At 49.6% G+C, this 15,712-nt stretch carries 10 protein-coding genes; 8 read left to right on the top strand and 2 right to left on the bottom strand.

Annotated features, from left to right (window positions below; all coding sequences use genetic code 11):
* Window positions 1-403 precede the first annotated feature (403 nt).
* A complete protein-coding gene (locus tag Q8M98_03180; protein MDP3113758.1) occupies window positions 404-1,447 on the bottom strand; it encodes a M14 family metallopeptidase in 1,044 nt (347 codons plus the stop codon).
* Window positions 1,448-1,600: 153 nt separating this feature from the next.
* Here Q8M98_03180 and Q8M98_03185 point away from each other — a divergent pair, with 153 nt between their 5' ends.
* On the top strand, window positions 1,601-6,325 hold the full coding sequence (locus Q8M98_03185) for a PAS domain S-box protein (protein ID MDP3113759.1): 4,725 nt from the start codon (window positions 1,601-1,603) through the stop codon (window positions 6,323-6,325).
* Window positions 6,326-6,777: 452 nt separating this feature from the next.
* Here Q8M98_03185 and Q8M98_03190 read toward each other — a convergent pair whose 3' ends face one another.
* Entirely contained in the window at window positions 6,778-7,182 is a 405-nt protein-coding gene (locus tag Q8M98_03190; GenBank protein MDP3113760.1) for a thioesterase family protein, read from the bottom strand.
* Between the two features lie 98 nt (window positions 7,183-7,280).
* On the opposite strand from Q8M98_03190, the gene Q8M98_03195 reads away from it, so the two are divergent.
* The 7 genes from Q8M98_03195 (at window position 7,281) to Q8M98_03225 (ending at window position 14,899) form a co-directional block, all read left to right on the top strand.
* Complete coding sequence (locus Q8M98_03195) at window positions 7,281-9,809, top strand: YfhO family protein (GenBank protein MDP3113761.1); 2,529 nt, start codon at window positions 7,281-7,283, stop codon at window positions 9,807-9,809.
* Window positions 9,810-10,003: 194 nt separating this feature from the next.
* Entirely contained in the window at window positions 10,004-10,489 is a 486-nt protein-coding gene (locus Q8M98_03200) for a hypothetical protein (GenBank protein ID MDP3113762.1), read from the top strand.
* The gene (gene panB, locus Q8M98_03205; GenBank protein ID MDP3113763.1) at window positions 10,482-11,306 is read left to right on the top strand and encodes a 3-methyl-2-oxobutanoate hydroxymethyltransferase; all 825 of its coding nucleotides are present in this window, start codon (window positions 10,482-10,484) and stop codon (window positions 11,304-11,306) included. The genes Q8M98_03200 and panB overlap by 8 nt, the downstream gene beginning before the upstream one ends.
* Window positions 11,307-11,320: 14 nt before the next feature.
* The gene (locus Q8M98_03210; GenBank protein MDP3113764.1) at window positions 11,321-11,950 is read left to right on the top strand and encodes a hypothetical protein; all 630 of its coding nucleotides are present in this window, start codon (window positions 11,321-11,323) and stop codon (window positions 11,948-11,950) included.
* 5 nt (window positions 11,951-11,955) lie between these two features.
* Complete coding sequence (locus Q8M98_03215) at window positions 11,956-13,509, top strand: response regulator (protein MDP3113765.1); 1,554 nt, start codon at window positions 11,956-11,958, stop codon at window positions 13,507-13,509.
* Between the two features lie 149 nt (window positions 13,510-13,658).
* Complete coding sequence (gene tsaE / locus Q8M98_03220; protein MDP3113766.1) at window positions 13,659-14,105, top strand: tRNA (adenosine(37)-N6)-threonylcarbamoyltransferase complex ATPase subunit type 1 TsaE; 447 nt, start codon at window positions 13,659-13,661, stop codon at window positions 14,103-14,105.
* An 11-nt stretch (window positions 14,106-14,116) separates the two neighbouring features.
* A complete protein-coding gene (locus Q8M98_03225) occupies window positions 14,117-14,899 on the top strand; it encodes an SIMPL domain-containing protein (protein ID MDP3113767.1) in 783 nt (260 codons plus the stop codon).
* Window positions 14,900-15,712 lie beyond the last annotated feature (813 nt).

Genomic DNA, 15,712 nt, shown 5'->3' on the forward strand with positions numbered 1-15,712 from the left:
CACGGCCTACGGGTCAATGGATGAAGTACAGAATGCCCTGATTGATAGCTTTGAATACCTGGACAACAACAAAGATATGGTTTCAAGACTGACCTATTTTAAGTGGATGAATTTGGATATATGAAAGCGAATTGGTATTATTGCATTTATGTCTGTTCTTCCTCTTTAGCATTACGGAGTCAATACGGACTTAGTCCGTAATGAGTCCGTATTGATTCCGTATTGCTATGGGGGAAGAACCGGATTTTTTAGGGACATGATGTAGCGCAGCATGCAGATGCTGCGAAAGTGGAAAGGTGGATACTTGGGCTCAGAGATGAGTGATGAGAGGTGAAAGATGAGAGATGTGAGATGTGAGATAAGTATTGTGCTGCTGATTGCTTTCGGTCGGCGTCCAGAACCTTCATGGTTTTTTCTCTTCGCTTTCGATGGATTCGTAGAGGGTTTTGTTCAGTGCTTTGAGGTGCATGTCCACGATCTTTATCATCTTGTCCGCGGGGGGGTGGATGACGCTGATGCCTTTTTTGTTGATACCGCCGATTTCCACAAGGAAGGCTTTGCTTTGATGAACGTGGAAAAAGTAGTTGCGGGCGTTTCCGACCCGTGAACTGTTTCCATTTGGCACTTCATAGTGTCCGCGGCGATAGTCTCTGCGCAGGCGATTGGCATAGGCTTGGGCAAATTTATGGGTGTCGTCATAGAGCTTTTGCTGGCTTTCCACGTTTGTATCGTAGGCGGCAAGATAGATTTTTTCGCTGTATGCACCGGAGACTGAGCTGTGATAGAAGATCGCCAGTTCAAAACGGTGTTTCTGCGCGAGGTTGATCATTGCTCTCGTTTCCTCTTCCGAGGCGGGATTGGGGCCTTTGTAATATGGACCGGTGATCAGGCTGGGGACGTCATTTGCCCAGAAGATGGGATAGTTTCGGTTCAGATCGACTCCGTCCGTGCGAAGGTCAAGCTTGCCGTTGTTGTCCGTATCGCGGTTGGTTTTGCGTTTGAAGCGATAACGCCCTTCGCTCACGATGCGGAAGCCTTCGGGATTGATCGTGGGTAGTATCCAAAAGTGAAATTCATCAAGGATGCGGGAAACCTTTTTATCCGTTGTTGCCTTTTCCGCCAGTTCTTTGGCATAGGAAAGCGCAAACTCCACGCCCAAAACCTCGTCCCCGTGGTGCTGTCCGATGATGAGCACCTTGCGTTTGCTCACCGGACGTCCGATTTCAAGCGCGTAGAGAGGGATCTGCTCTGTGGAGGAAAAACCAATGATGTGCAGCCGCACGAGGGCAGGGTTGTCACGTGCGATCTTCTTCAGTTCGTCAAAAAGCTGGTTCTCTTTCAGATACGCCTGCGGCAGGGGATAGATGTTCCCCGCGGTGACGGCACAGGCTCCGCCGATCAGGATTATAGCAAGAATCACAAGATTCATAATTCGACATTTCAGCATGAAGGTCAAAACAGCATAGCCGCATATTTCGTCAATCTTTTATCTCGCCATCAGCTTTTAGCGCGGTGGTAATGCCTTGTAAATAGATAAATCTACCGGTTTTATAGCCTATGCAAGCGAAATATCTTGACAGCGGCAGAGCTTTTATTGTGTATGAACTTTATAGAACGAAGCGATGAATATTGCAGAGCCATGTTCGTTTGCGGCTTTCCCATGCAGAATATATTAAACTGGAGCGTGAAAATGCAGCCTCGAGTATTATATGAGAAGTATTTGAAACACATGCTGGTCTTTAAGGAAGGACTGAAGTCATCCGGCAGGGATTATGAGACCAATCTCAGAAACCTCCTTGCTCTTTGCGGTGATCTGCTGGAAGCGGATTTTGTTCTCTACAACGCCTTGGTGGATGGCGAGATGCAGTGCCGCTGTGATTGGAATGCCCCGCCGGAAATGACACACTCTGAAAAGCGTGAACATCACCTCTGCCAGGCAACCATGCTTCAGCAACCAAACGAGAGCTACATAATCACCGATCTTCCGAGCTCCAAATACGCGGAAATCTCCAAATGCGTTAGACGCCATGGACTCAAATCCTACATCGGACACCCCATCTATATCGGCGACCATCCCATCGGAGTGCTCTGCGCCTTCTTTTCCCGGGAAAAAAGTTTCGACGAAGAAAACCTCGCCTTCATGGAGATCATCGCCAATTTTGTCAGCGCCGAGGAAGAATGCCAGCAAAAACATCTGCTGCATCTGCAAAGCGAAAGCGATTATCAAAAGCTCTATCAGATGCTGCGACCGATGTGCGATAATTCTCCGGACATGATCTGGGCAAAAGACACCCAAAACCACTACCTCTTTACCAACGAAGTCTTCTGCCGCAAAGTGCTGAACGCCAAGGACACGGACGAACCGATCGGTAAGACGGATATGTTCTTTGCCCAAAGGCAGAGAGACCTGCATCCCGATGATCCAAACTGGCACACCTTTGGAGAAATCTGCCGTGATTCGGACACCATCGTGATCGAAACCCAGCAACCACATCGCTTTGACGAATATGGCAACATCTGCGGGAACTTCCTGCGCCTCGACGTGCGCAAGACTCCTTTTTACGATCCTGACGGCAGATTCATCGGCACCGTGGGCAGCGCCAGAGACGTCACCATCGAAAAAGAGATCGAGGACGCGATCAGGGACAGCCGTGAACGCTATCAGGCAATTTTGGATTCAAATCCCGATCTGATGTTTCTCTACGACGAAAACGGCATTTATCTCGATTGTCGCGTGGTGGACGAAGCCATGATGGTGGCAAAGCCGGAGGACATGTTGGGAAAAAGTGTCTATGACATGCTGCCAAAACATCTTGCCGACGAGACACTCACAGCGATCCACCATGTGCGGGATACGGGAAACATCTACGTCCACGAGTATAGCCTCGAGCTTGGTCAGCTCCGCTATTTCGATTCCCGTTTCGTGCCCTGCGGAAACGACCGCTATCTTTCCATCATCCGTGATATCACCGACCGAAGACTGGCGGAAATCAGGCACCACGAAATCGAAAAGAAGTATCGCCAGATCTTCGAAACCGCCAATGAGGGTATTCTGACAATGGATCATGAGCACCGGATCGTGGAAACGAACCAGAAGTTCTGCGAAATGCTCGGCTACTGTAATGAGGAATTGATTGGCAAACTCCCATCCTATTTTCTCTTTGAAGACGATCTCCCGGATCACTATAAACGGCTCAAAGAACGCAAGATCGGCAAAAACGACGTCTATGAACGCCGCTCCCGCAAAAAGGACGGATCTGCTCTTTGGACGATAATCTCCGCCACGTCGATCCTGGACGAAGCCGGTAACTTTGTCGGTTCCTTTGCCATGATGCAGGATATCACTGCCCGGAGAGTGATTGAGCAAAAAATGTCCGATTCCCTCGCCCGCTACGCTTTGCAGCGCAATAGCATGACCCATATCTCAGTTTCCCAGAGTGTCCCCCTCGGCAATGTCGAATCCCTCGTCCATGAGATTACTACTATGGCTGCAAATGTGATGGAAGTCGAACGTGTGAGCGTTTGGCTCTTCGACGAAAGCCAGCCGCTGCTCAATTGCATCGATCTCTATGAATCCACTCCCAAGCGACACAGCTCCGGCTTCATCCTCCTCGAAAGCGAATACCGGTCTGAATTTGCCTTCCTCAAAAGAGATAAATGGATGGATGCCGACGATCCCTATACAGATCCCCGCACCAAGGGATACGTCGAGACATATCTGAAGCCAAACAACATCAGATCCATGCTGGATATCGTTATCCGCTCCTCCGGCAAGGACTATGGTGCGATCTGTTTCGAGCACGTCAACCAAGCACATCACTGGGAAGTGGATGAAATCTCCTTTGCCTTCCAATTGGCGGATCAGATCGCACTCAGCATCGCCAGCCGCGAACGCCTCAAAGCGGAAAGCGCCCTGAGGGACAGCGAGGAACGCTATCGCCTGCTTCTGGACATGGCGCCCATCGGTATTGGCCTGTTCAGCGACGAAAAGATAATGTTCATCAATCCAGAAGGCGCGCGCATTATCGGAGAAAAGAACCCCGAAATATTGATCGGAAATCCGATCAGAGATTTCATCCACGAACTCAGTATCGAGGACGCTTTTATCGATCTTGCCAAATTGATCCCCGGCGAAAAGGACCTCATTCCCGCCGAGTACTTTTTCAAAAGAAAAGACGGCTCTCCCGCTCCCGTGGAAGTGACCGCCACAATCCTGAACTATCGCGACAAACCTTCCATCCAGATCATCTTTTCGGATATCTCCGAACGCAAGAAAGCCGAGCAACACATCCGCCGAAACATCGAACGCCTCACCAGCATTGCCAATATTCTTCAATACAAGACGGAAAGCGTGCAGGGTTTTCTCGATTTTGCCCTCAGCGAAGCAGTGCGCCTGTCAGAAAGCAAACTTGGCTACATCATGAGCAGCACCCCGGACGCGGACGGCAACTACATCATCAACAGCCTTTACCGGCATGGGGAACATAGCCCAGATAACCAGGAAGAAAAGATCAGATTACAGGAAAATGGCATCTCGATGCACACGATCAGAGATGCCAAGCCAATGATCATCAACGATTTAAAGACCTCCAGTTTCTATGGAAATGGTGTTCCCGATTGGCACGATACCATCAATAATCTTATCAGTATCCCCATCATCTATGATGCCAAAGTGATGGCGGTGATCGCACTTGCCAATAAACCCCGCGACTATTCGGACACGGACGTCCTGCAGGTGACCCTGCTCATGGATTCCGTCTGGAAAATGGTGGAAAACCGCAAAAGCGACGAACATATCCTCAAGCTCTCAAGGGCGGTGGAACAAAGCCCCGTCTCCATCATGATCACGGGCATTTGCGGTAACATCGAATATGTGAACGATTTCTTTTGCCGCATTACAGGCTATTCCGCTAATGAGGTTTTGGGCAAGAATCCCAGATTCCTAAAATCAGGAGAGACGCCCGACGAAGTCTATGCCAAGCTCTGGAACACGATCAGCTCCGGAGACACCTGGAATGGAGAATTTCACAACCGCAAAGCCAACGGAGATATGTATTGGGAAAGCGCCTCCATCACTCCCGTGACGGACAAAGAAGGCAGGATCATCAATTACCTCGGCGTCAAGGAAGACATCACCCTCAAAAAACTTATGACCGCCGAACTGATCCAGGCTCGCGACAAAGCGGAAGAGATGAATCGCCTCAAATCAAGCTTTTTGGCAAATATGAGCCACGAACTGCGCACTCCGTTAGTCGGCATCCTCGGCTATTCCGAATTGCTCTCAAACATGATCTCGGATTCCGAACAACAGGACATGGCGCAAACCATCAACAGCTCAGGGAAACGCCTTTTGAACACGCTGAACCTCATCCTCGATCTTTCGCGCATCGAAGCCAACCGTCAGGACATCCACATGAGCTGTTTCGATCTGAACACTTTCGTCAACGATAAGGCGAATCTCTTCAAAGCCGCAGCCCTGCGCAAGGGTTTGGAGCTCAAATTGCACCCTCTCGAAGAAGCTTTGAACCTGGTCAGCGATCCGCACTTGCTTGAACATGTGATCAACGACCTGATCAACAACGCGATCAAATTCACCAATCGCGGCAGCGTCAGTATCTATGTCGATATCGTTCAGGAGATCGACGGCTGCAAAGCCCAGATCCGCATTGTCGATACCGGCATCGGCATCCCGAGTGACCGTCTTGAAACCATCTTCGACGGCTTCCGCCAAGTCAGCGAAGGCTATGACCGCACATTCACCGGTACCGGTTTGGGGCTGACTATTTCCAAAAGATACACCGAACTTTTGGGCGGCAGCATCAGTGTGGAAAGTGAGATCGGCATCGGCAGCACCTTCACGATTTCCTTTCCGGAAAAGTATCTGAATCCACTGAGCTACGATCTGCCGGAAAAAACCGATTATCCGGAAGCCAACTCCGCGGAAAAAACCCGAAATAAAAAAGTGAAACCAAGGATCCTCCTCATCGACAATGACAGCATCAGTTGCCAACTCATTGAAAAGTTCCTGCTCTTAACCGCCAAACTCGATTTTGCCACCAACAGCGAAGCCGGACTACGCATTGCAAGCGAATATCACTATCCCGTCATCATGCTGGACATCAACCTCGGCAATGAAGAATATGGACTGGAACTTGTGGATCAGATCCGCCGATTGGAGCTGCACAAAACCACTCCCATCATCGCAGTCACCGCCTATTCCATGGTCGGAGACCGTGAAAGATTCATTGCCCACGGCTGCTCGCACTATCTATCCAAACCCTTTACCAGAGAAGAATTGCTGGAGATGTTGGGGCAACTGCTATAGTTTCTTGGCTATGTTTCGCTCTTGAACTCAACCACAAATGGTGAGCTACCCATTGGGAAGCCGAACTCCGATTCGGCTGTGGGTGATTTGTATGAAGATAGTGGTTAAAGATGAGAAACCGAGGTTTTGTTCACTGCAGAGATTCAGAGAAATCAGAGAAGAGCGGCAGAAAAGAGGGATTTATAGTTTTTCTATTGATCTGAGATAAAATCGTGGCTGCTGTCGCCGACGGGGACGTCGGCGTTCCATGAGGAGGCGTTCCATTTGATTATGGAATTACCGACGTCCCCGTCGGTTTTTCCCGCAGGATCGGTTACAGATTTGCGAAAGGACTACAGGTTGCGAATCGGTCAGGTTGATCGCTATTATCGCCGACGGGGACGTCGGCGTTCCATGAGGAGGCGTTCTCCGACAGGTTCGCTGAAAGTTCTTTTTTCTTTCCAATGCAACATTCATTCACTTTCGACAAACTTGAGGAAATGCTCATAGATTTCCATCGGCAGGCGTTTTGCCTTACCGCCACTGGCGAAGACGCCGATCATGTTTGCTTCGAAGCATAGCTCTCCCGCGGAATTAAATATCTGCTGTACCCAGAAGCCTTTGAGCCGGTTCGTTTTGTGAAACCAGCTTTTTACCGTGACGGTGTCCTCGAGGTCGATAGCTTTGAGATAGTCCAGCTCGAAACGCAGGATAAATATCTGCAGATCGAGCTTTTGCATACGGGAAATAGACATATCCATTGCGATCAACGCTTCGGCGCGCGCAGCTTCCAAAAGCTGCAAATAGCTGGCGTTATTGAGGTGGCCATAGACGTCGCAGTCATAGCCGAAGATCCTTTTTTTAAATTCAAAGATCATGCAAAGCTCCTTGGAAATGAGCCATCGGCATTTTGTGCTTGACCGATTGTCAAGATCAAATTAAGATGGCTTAAATACTCTTTTGGATGAGGATTTATATGTCCAAGAAAAATGTCAACCCCAAAATGTCACACCCTGCCCCAAAGGGCAAACAGGTCGCTGCCGGCATGGGCTCGCATAGACTGACCGGTGGTTTCGAGATGAACAAATATCTGCCGTTGATCCTGATTTTGAGCTTGTTCGTTCTGCTCAGCGCGATCTATTTTCCCGTTGCTTACAAAGGCGAGGCTCCTCTGGCGGAAGACATCACTCAATGGGAAGGCGCGGCAAAAAAGATCATCGATTACAACCGCGAACACAGCGACCGGGCTTTGTGGACGCAGAGTATGTTTTCCGGCATGCCGGCATATATGATCAGCTTTCCCAATCGTTTTCCCTTCCTCGAAAGCCTGACTCGCATGACGGATAAGGTGATCAACTGGCGCATCTTTATGCTGTTTTTGGGAGGACTTGGCATCTTTTTCCTGCTGCGGCATCTGAAAATGGATTGGCTGATCTGCTTTGCGGGAGCGGTAGCGTTCATCTTTTCCTGTCATTGGGTGGGGCTGCTGGACATCGGTCACAACACCAAATTCCGCGCCATCATGTATATCCCCTGGGTGATCTGGGCGCTGATCTATCTGAAGAGCAAGCCGGGACTGCTGGGATTCGGCTTTCTGGCGACGATGCTGATCGTGCAGCTTCGGGAAAATCATCCTCAGATCAGCTATTATCTCTATCTTTTCATCGGCATGTATTGGGTCTATACGCTGATCGAAACGCTTAAAAGCAAGCAGTGGAAGGATTTTGCCATCTTCACAGCATTGACCGCAGGCGCTTTTGGATTGACTCTGCTGGCGGTGATGAATCCCTATCTTTCCACGATGGAATATAGCCACTATACCATGCGTGGCGGTGCTTCCGGACTGGAAACGAGCTATGCGCAGGGCTGGAGTTTCCATCCTTGGGAGATCATTGGCTTGATCGTGCCGGATTTCTTTGGCGGGATCAATCAAAACTATTGGGGCTGGATGCCGTTTACGCAGATCTATAACTATTTCGGCATCGTGGTATTGGCTTTCGGAGCCCTTGCTCTGAGCGGCAAACACCGCCGCCTGGCGCTCTTTTTGTGGATATCCTCGACGATCTTTACTCTGATGTCCTTTGGCCAGTTTTCACCAATGCTTTCCGATCTGCTGCTCAAATATCTGCCTTATTTCAACAAGTTCCGCGTTCCTTCGATGATCCTGACCATGGTGCAGATCAATTTCGTGCTCTTGGCGGGCTTGGGACTGGATACCGTCATTCAGAAAAGCAAGGATGGCAGCGCGGCATATTCCAAAGGACTGTTCAAAGCTTTCTGGATCAGCGGCGCGGTCTTTATCATCTGGCTCGCGCTGGCAAAGACCTTCTTTTGGGGACTGCAATTTACCAATGCCGGAGAATTGGCACAGCTCGAAAGCCGCAACCTGATGAACCGCCTGCCGGAGCTCAAGGCTTTGCGCCTGGATGCGCTCTACAAAAGCGGTCTGCTCAGTTTTCTGTTCCTCACGGTTTCACTCGGGCTGGCATATCTGCACAGCGTGAAAAAGATGTCCAAAGCCTTCTTCCTTCTGCTGATCACGATGATCATCTTCATCGATCTATGGCTCTACACCGGCAAGCATCTCAAGGATATCCATCCCGCGCAGAAACACCGCAACCGCTTTGTCGAACAGGATTTCGACGCCTTCCTCAGGCAGGACGAAAGCAACTTCCGCATCTATCCTTTCAACGTCGGGCAAGTGCGTCCCGCCGGCGAATGGGCATATCATCATCAGAGCATCGATGGTTATTCCGCAGCCAAGCTGAAGCGCTATGACGACCTGTTGAAGGTCATTCAGGGGGATTCCAAAACCGGTAGCGATGGTGAATGGATCCGCTATCTGAGAGGAGTCTTCGAGGGGCGTGGAAAGGAAACTCCGACACCCGTGCTGGACATGCTTTCCACCAAATATATCGTCTTCCCGGATTCGATTCCATATGTGGCTTTTTTGAACCAGATTGATCACGCTTTCGCAAGCCAGACGGGACTTTATATCTATAAAAACAAAACCGCTCTTCCCAGAGCTTGGTTTGTGAGCGGTGTGCAAAAAGTCGCACCCGCGGATTCCATCCTGTCACTGATGAGTATTGCCACTTTCGATCCGCGCCGCGTGGCATACGTGGAAGAAGAGATCGGTGGGGTTCAGGCTCCCGATTCCGCTTCCGTAGTGCAAACCAAAGCAGAAATGCACGAACTCGCCTATGAGGTGAGCACGGACAAAGACGCCTTCCTCGTTTTGAGCGAGATCTATTATCCAGCGGGCTGGAAAGCATATCTTGGCGAAACCGAGATTCCCATCCACGCTGCCAACTACGCCCTACGCGGATTGAAGATTCCCGCAGGAAAACATCAGCTTCGCCTGGTCTTTGCTCCGGATTCCTACAAACAGGGAGTGAGGCTCAGCTTTGCGGGACTGATACTCAGTCTGTTAGCTCTGTTAGGTGGATTGGGGTGGTCATATTTCAAGAGTAAAAGAATCATCTCAAGCCGCATAAATCCGTGAATTTAACTAACTTTTACGGATCTTAAGTTGGGATTTGAACTCAAACGGACTATACTGTCTGGTAAATATCAGTTGACGAAAAAGGGGCGGGTCACGGAAGTGATCAAAACACTTGGCGTGATTGCAGAATCACGTCTTGACCAACGCTCAAATGAAGATAAACACATTATTTACAATGCTTTTTGGAGGTGTGAATGAAAACCCTCGGCAGAACCATTATTGCCCTGATCTTTATCAGTCTTTGCCTTTCTCTGTCTGGGCAAGGCGCCCGTGATGAATATGATTTCCTCAAGCGCTTTGGCATACCGAAATCGGCGGTTTTGGTTGATAATCTGAGCCATGCGGATAGCGTCTATCTGTTGCGTGGCGCACCCTATACCGGCTTTGCGTATGAAGTCTATGCCGATCGCAAGCCCTTGCGCCTGATCACCTTGCTACGAGGACTGCAGCATGGACCAATGTATCTTTGGTATCCGGACGGCAGCCCACAGATGAGCGCCAATTATCACAGAGGCAGGCTCCACGGCAGATTTCTCGGCTGGTATCATAACGGTGCCATCATCTATGATATGGTGATCAACCACGGCGGTTTCGGAGGAGATAATCTTTCGGATACGGACACCAGCCGGCAAACGACGGAAACAACCGAAGGCGAAGGAGAGGCAGTTGACAATGACTAAGGAAAAGCTGCTCAACGTGGCGTCCTTCAAAACCATGAAAGCAAACGGCAAAAAGATCACGATGATCACCGCCTATGACTTTTCAATGGCTCGCTGCGCCATGCAAAGCGATATGGACATCATACTCGTGGGAGACAGCCTCGGCATGGTCGTGCTGGGCTATGAAACCACACTTGACGTGACGATCGATGATATCTCCTATCACAGCGCAGCAGTGCGCAGAGGAGCTGAAGGCGCATTTATCATCGCGGATATGCCCTACATGAGCTATCATCTCAGCATTGAAGACACGAAACAGAACGCTGCTGAGCTGATCATCCGCGGCGGAGCAAACGCGGTCAAGCTCGAAGGCGGTTCTGCTTCACGCCTTGATGCCATACGCGGCATTGTGGATTGCGAAATCCCGGTCTGTGCGCATATCGGTCTCACGCCTCAAAGCATTCACCGCCTCGGCGGATACAAAGTTCAGGGCAAGACCGAAGCCGAATATGAAGATCTGCTGCATCAGGCGTCCGCCATCGAAGCCGCCGGAGCTTTCATGCTCGTGCTGGAAGGCATCCCCGAAGCCCTGGGACAAGAAATCAGCAGCAATCTGACGATTCCCACCATTGGCATTGGCGCGGGCAGGTATTGCGACGGGCAGGTGCTCGTCTATCACGACATCTTGGGGCTTTCCGGCATGCATCCCAAGTTTGTCAAACAATATGCCGATATCAGTGAGCGGATCGTAGAAGCGATTAAAAGCTATGGACATGATGTGCGCAGCGGAGTTTTCCCCGCCGCCGAACACGTATATTATCCCATAAATAAAGCGTAAGGAACCCAATACCGATGAAAGAAAAGTTTGAAAACACCGAAAACATGACTCCTCAGGAGAAATTCAACGCCGTTGCCTCCCTCCAAGAACAGCTCGAGGACAATTTCCTCATCCTCGGCCAGCTTCTTTCCGAGATCAAACGCGGCAAGCTATACAGATTCAAGGGCTATGAAAGCCTCAAAGACTTCGTGGAAAACGAATATAAGATGAGCAGCTCTCTGGCAGGAAAACTGGCGCAGACCTTCGATCTCTTCATCGAAGAGATGGACGTGGACGAATCCACTATCAAGGATATCGGTTTTGACCGCCTGCAAATGATCCGTCCCATAGTGCAAAAAGCCAATTGGGAAGATCGGGACGCCTGGGTGGAAAAAGCCGCAGGAATGCCTACCAAAGACTTGCGCTCCCACATCAAGGAGCTCAAGGACAAAGAAAAAGATGAAGATCCCGACCTCCGCAAGGTGTTTGTGGATCAATTTATGGAGAAGATGATCGCATGGTTCAATTGTTCCCGCTCAGAGCTTAATTTCAGGCTCGCGCTTTACTTTCAGGACGCCGATCCTGAACAGGTCAAACTACTCGTCAAAGAGCGCCAACGCGCCTTTGAGACTGAACTTCAAAGCAACAAGGAGGATACCAATTGAAACAGATGAAAATACTCTGGGTGGACGACGAGATCGATCTGCTCAAACCGTTCGTGCTCTTCCTCGAGGAACGCAACTACCTTGTGGATACTTGCAACAACGGCGCGGACGCCATCGAGCACGTGCTGGAAAATAAATATGACCTCATCATCCTGGATGAAATGATGCCGGGGCTGGACGGACTCGCCACCCTCCAAGAGATCAAACGCATCAACAGCGGACTGCCGATCGTGATGGTCACCAAAAGCGAGGAGGAAGGGTTGATGGACAAAGCTATCGCCTCTCAGATCGCGGACTATCTGATCAAACCGATCAATCCCAGCCAGATCATCATGGCGATCAAGAAGATCTTCCAAGCCGATGAGATTCGCGCCAACCAGATCGGCGAACAATATACCCGCTATATCGGACAGCTAAACCAACGCCTCTTCACTTCGCCGGACTGGCAGGAATGGGCAAATATCTACCGCGAAATGGCATATTGGGAACTGCAGATCGACGAAGTCAACGACGACGGCTTGCGCCAGACCCACTTCCTCGAAAAGCGCAATTGCAACACCGAATTCACCAACTATGTGGAACGCAACTACCGCAAATGGCTGATAAGCGACGAACGCCCAAACCTTTCTTTCGATGTCATCTCGCAATACATCGCACCCCATTTTGACAGCAAGGTGCCGATCTATTTCATCATCATCGACTGCATGCGCCTGGATCAGTATTTGGCGATCCAACCCTATATCAAAGAACTCTTTGACGAGGAACTCGATCTATATTATTCGATCCTGCCGACCGCCACACCATATTCCCGCAATTCCATCTTCAGCGGACTCCTGCCCATTGATATCGCCAAGCGATTCCCTGAATATTGGGTGACCTCCGGCGAACTGGATAACTCCCGCAACCGCAACGAACACCAGCTTTTGGACGAACACATCACCGAGCTCGGTTACAAGCTCGATCCCGGCTCCAAATACGTCAAGATCTTCAACATGGAAGAGGGTAACTTCGTCCTTAGAAAGATTGAAACCTGGAACAAGGAAAAGCTCGTCGTGCTCGTCTATAACTTCCTCGACCTCCTGGCACATCATCGCTCGCGGGATCAGATATTACAGGAAACAATCCCCCACGAGGAAGGCTTGCGCGCTTTCACCAAACACTGGTTTTTGCATTCCTCGCTCTATGAAGCGCTCAAACTGATCGCCAAGCAGGACGCCATCTGCGTCATCAGCACAGACCACGGATCGATCAAGGTCAACCGCGCCACTCAGGTGGTCGGAGACCGCGATGCTTCTACCACCGTGCGCTATAAAGAAGGAAAGAACCTCTCCGCCAACGACCGCCATGCCATGTTTGCCAAAAAACCATCCGAGTATGGCTTGCCCTCCAAGAGCATTGTGGACAACTTCATCTTTGCCAAGGACGATTACTATTTCGTCTATCCCAATGCCTATCATCAATACCAGAGGCAATTCAACGGCACTTTCCAACATGGCGGAGTCTCAATGGAAGAGATGGTGCTCCCCGTCGCCACCTGTCGCAGCAAAAGGCTGAAATAATTCTGGCATGATCGCCAAAACCCGCTATCCTGTTTATTAGGATTGCAATAAGACAGATAGGTCCCATGAGTACTTCGAACCCCCTATGGATGGGGATTTGACCGGCTTTTGGGACTTTTTTTCCGATAACGCCAATTTATGAGGTTAAAATGATACAGACCATACAATTGATTAGCGAACAGGACACCATCGACCTGGCGGCATACGTCGCACCGCTGCTCGTGCCGGGTGATGTCATATCTCTATATGGCAACCTGGGCGCGGGTAAAACCTTCTTTGCCAAGCAATTGGGTAGATCCCTCGGAGTGCTGGAAGAGATCGACAGCCCCAGCTTCGTCCTTTTCAAAGAATATCACTGCGGCAGAATCCCGCTCTATCATCTCGATCTCTTTCGGCTGAAAACCGAAGGCGAATTGCTTGATCTGGGCATCTTCGACATGATCGAAGACGGGATCACACTGATCGAGTGGCCAGAGCTGGCGGAAAACCTGCTGCCCTATCAAAGTCTGAACCTGCATTTCAGCTACGACGGATTTCAGCGAAAAGTGGAAATCACCGGAGAATACAGGTTTCTCAGCTATTTCCAAGATAAATAAGGGAGGTAATTATGCCTTTAAACATCCTGCTGTTCACGCTTGCGGCGGTATTGATCTTCATCGTTCCGGATCACCTCCGCAAGTCCAAATCAACCACGAGCGCTCCGAGTGTCATCGCCGTCGGATTCATCATCGGCATGATCCTGATCGGCTATTTCTATCTGCAGGGAAAGAAGGTGGACGACGGCTTACGCGTAACCGGATACTCCAGCAAACTCTTTGAATCCGACCTCGTTAAATGGAGACTCGGGGTGCAAAAAAACACCGATCTCGGCAACCTGAAAAGCGCTTATAATACTCTTGCCAAAGACGTCGCCGATTTCAAGCAACAGCTACTGGACAAAGGACTCGCCGAAAGTGACATCAACATTCAACCCCCGACGAGCCAGCCAACTTTCGACAACTATGGAAACATCACTTCCTACAACGTCAACCAACTCATCTATGTGCTCAGCTCGGATATCACAAAGGTGGAGGCGATTGCGCTGAATCCGGATTTCTTTGCCGACCGTGGCTTGCTCCTGCAGCAATCCAACCTCGAATTCCTCTATTCCAAGCTGCCGGATTTAAAGAAACAGCTCATCGCAGAAGCCACCGCAGATGCTCTGGCGCGCGCGAAGGAGATCGTCGGCTCCGCCAAATCCAAACTCGGCAATCTCAAATCTGCCCGCGCAGGGGTTTTCCAGATCACGGAACCATATTCCACGGACGTATCCGACTTTGGCTTTTACAATACCAGCACGCGCAGCAAAAGCATTTCGGTGACGGTGAACACGGAGTTTGAACTGAGGTAGGTTTTTCTCTCCCCGCGGTAGATTCGGTGTAGTTTGGCATTCCAAGAATACACTCGTGGATGATTGACGAGTGTCGGAATCACTTTTCTCTGCCTCTCTTCTCGGATTCCTCTGAATCTCTCTAGTGTCATGTCAAGCTTGCCAGTGCGTTTGTCAATCCAGCGAAGGAGGCTGTGTGAAAACTATTGGCAACATAACAGATAGTTTTCGCACAGTAAGCATTGGGCTCTGTAATGACAGTTCCCGGTAATAGGAGACACAAACAGTAAACTGATTTCATAAATATTGTGCTGTCTTCATAGTTTTCGCACAGCCTTCGCTGGAATGACGGTGTGTTTATTACGACACGGAATGCTTGACATGACACTAGCATGTCATGATCAATAGTACTCATAATGAACCTACTTAAATCTCTTTTATTCAGATTACCGGCAACATAGCAATCAGCATCAGAGTGATGAATCCGGTCTTTCCCAGTATTAACTCATAAGGTTTTGTCATCATGTTTCTCCTTTATCCAAGGTTTTTCATTTTAAGCCTAATCTTTCCAAGTTGAATCCCAAATGTTGGTGTAACCTCCAACTCAATGTTTTCATCTCATTAAAGTCCTGCTCAGACTATGCGGTGCAGGTCTTCACCGCAAGCTATCTATATTTTTGGATTAGTGTATTCAGACTCCATAGAAAAAAGTCCATGCTTGACACGAATAGTATCTAAATAAATGATGAGAAATTACTTGACAGAATCAGCATCAGTAATACATTGGCATCATATTAGATAAGCATATATGGAGTTACTGATGTTTAGAGAGAA

It is taken from the genome of Candidatus Cloacimonadaceae bacterium (assembly GCA_030693415.1).
GTDB lineage: Bacteria > Cloacimonadota > Cloacimonadia > Cloacimonadales > Cloacimonadaceae > JAUYAR01.

Bases quoted from the DNA above. Each gene is read 5' to 3' on its own strand.
- Q8M98_03185 (MDP3113759.1), top strand. From the start codon at position 1,601: ATGAACTTTATAGAACGAAGCGATGAATATTGCAGAGCCATGTTCGTT.
- Q8M98_03200 (MDP3113762.1), top strand. From the start codon at position 10,004: ATGAAAACCCTCGGCAGAACCATTATTGCCCTGATCTTTATCAGTCTT.
- Q8M98_03190 (MDP3113760.1), bottom strand. From the start codon at position 7,182: ATGATCTTTGAATTTAAAAAAAGGATCTTCGGCTATGACTGCGACGTC.
- Q8M98_03225 (MDP3113767.1), top strand. From the start codon at position 14,117: ATGCCTTTAAACATCCTGCTGTTCACGCTTGCGGCGGTATTGATCTTC.
- panB (MDP3113763.1), top strand. From the start codon at position 10,482: ATGACTAAGGAAAAGCTGCTCAACGTGGCGTCCTTCAAAACCATGAAA.
- Q8M98_03180 (MDP3113758.1), bottom strand. From the start codon at position 1,447: ATGCTGAAATGTCGAATTATGAATCTTGTGATTCTTGCTATAATCCTG.
- Q8M98_03195 (MDP3113761.1), top strand. From the start codon at position 7,281: ATGTCCAAGAAAAATGTCAACCCCAAAATGTCACACCCTGCCCCAAAG.
- Q8M98_03210 (MDP3113764.1), top strand. From the start codon at position 11,321: ATGAAAGAAAAGTTTGAAAACACCGAAAACATGACTCCTCAGGAGAAA.
- Q8M98_03215 (MDP3113765.1), top strand. From the start codon at position 11,956: ATGAAAATACTCTGGGTGGACGACGAGATCGATCTGCTCAAACCGTTC.
- tsaE (MDP3113766.1), top strand. From the start codon at position 13,659: ATGATACAGACCATACAATTGATTAGCGAACAGGACACCATCGACCTG.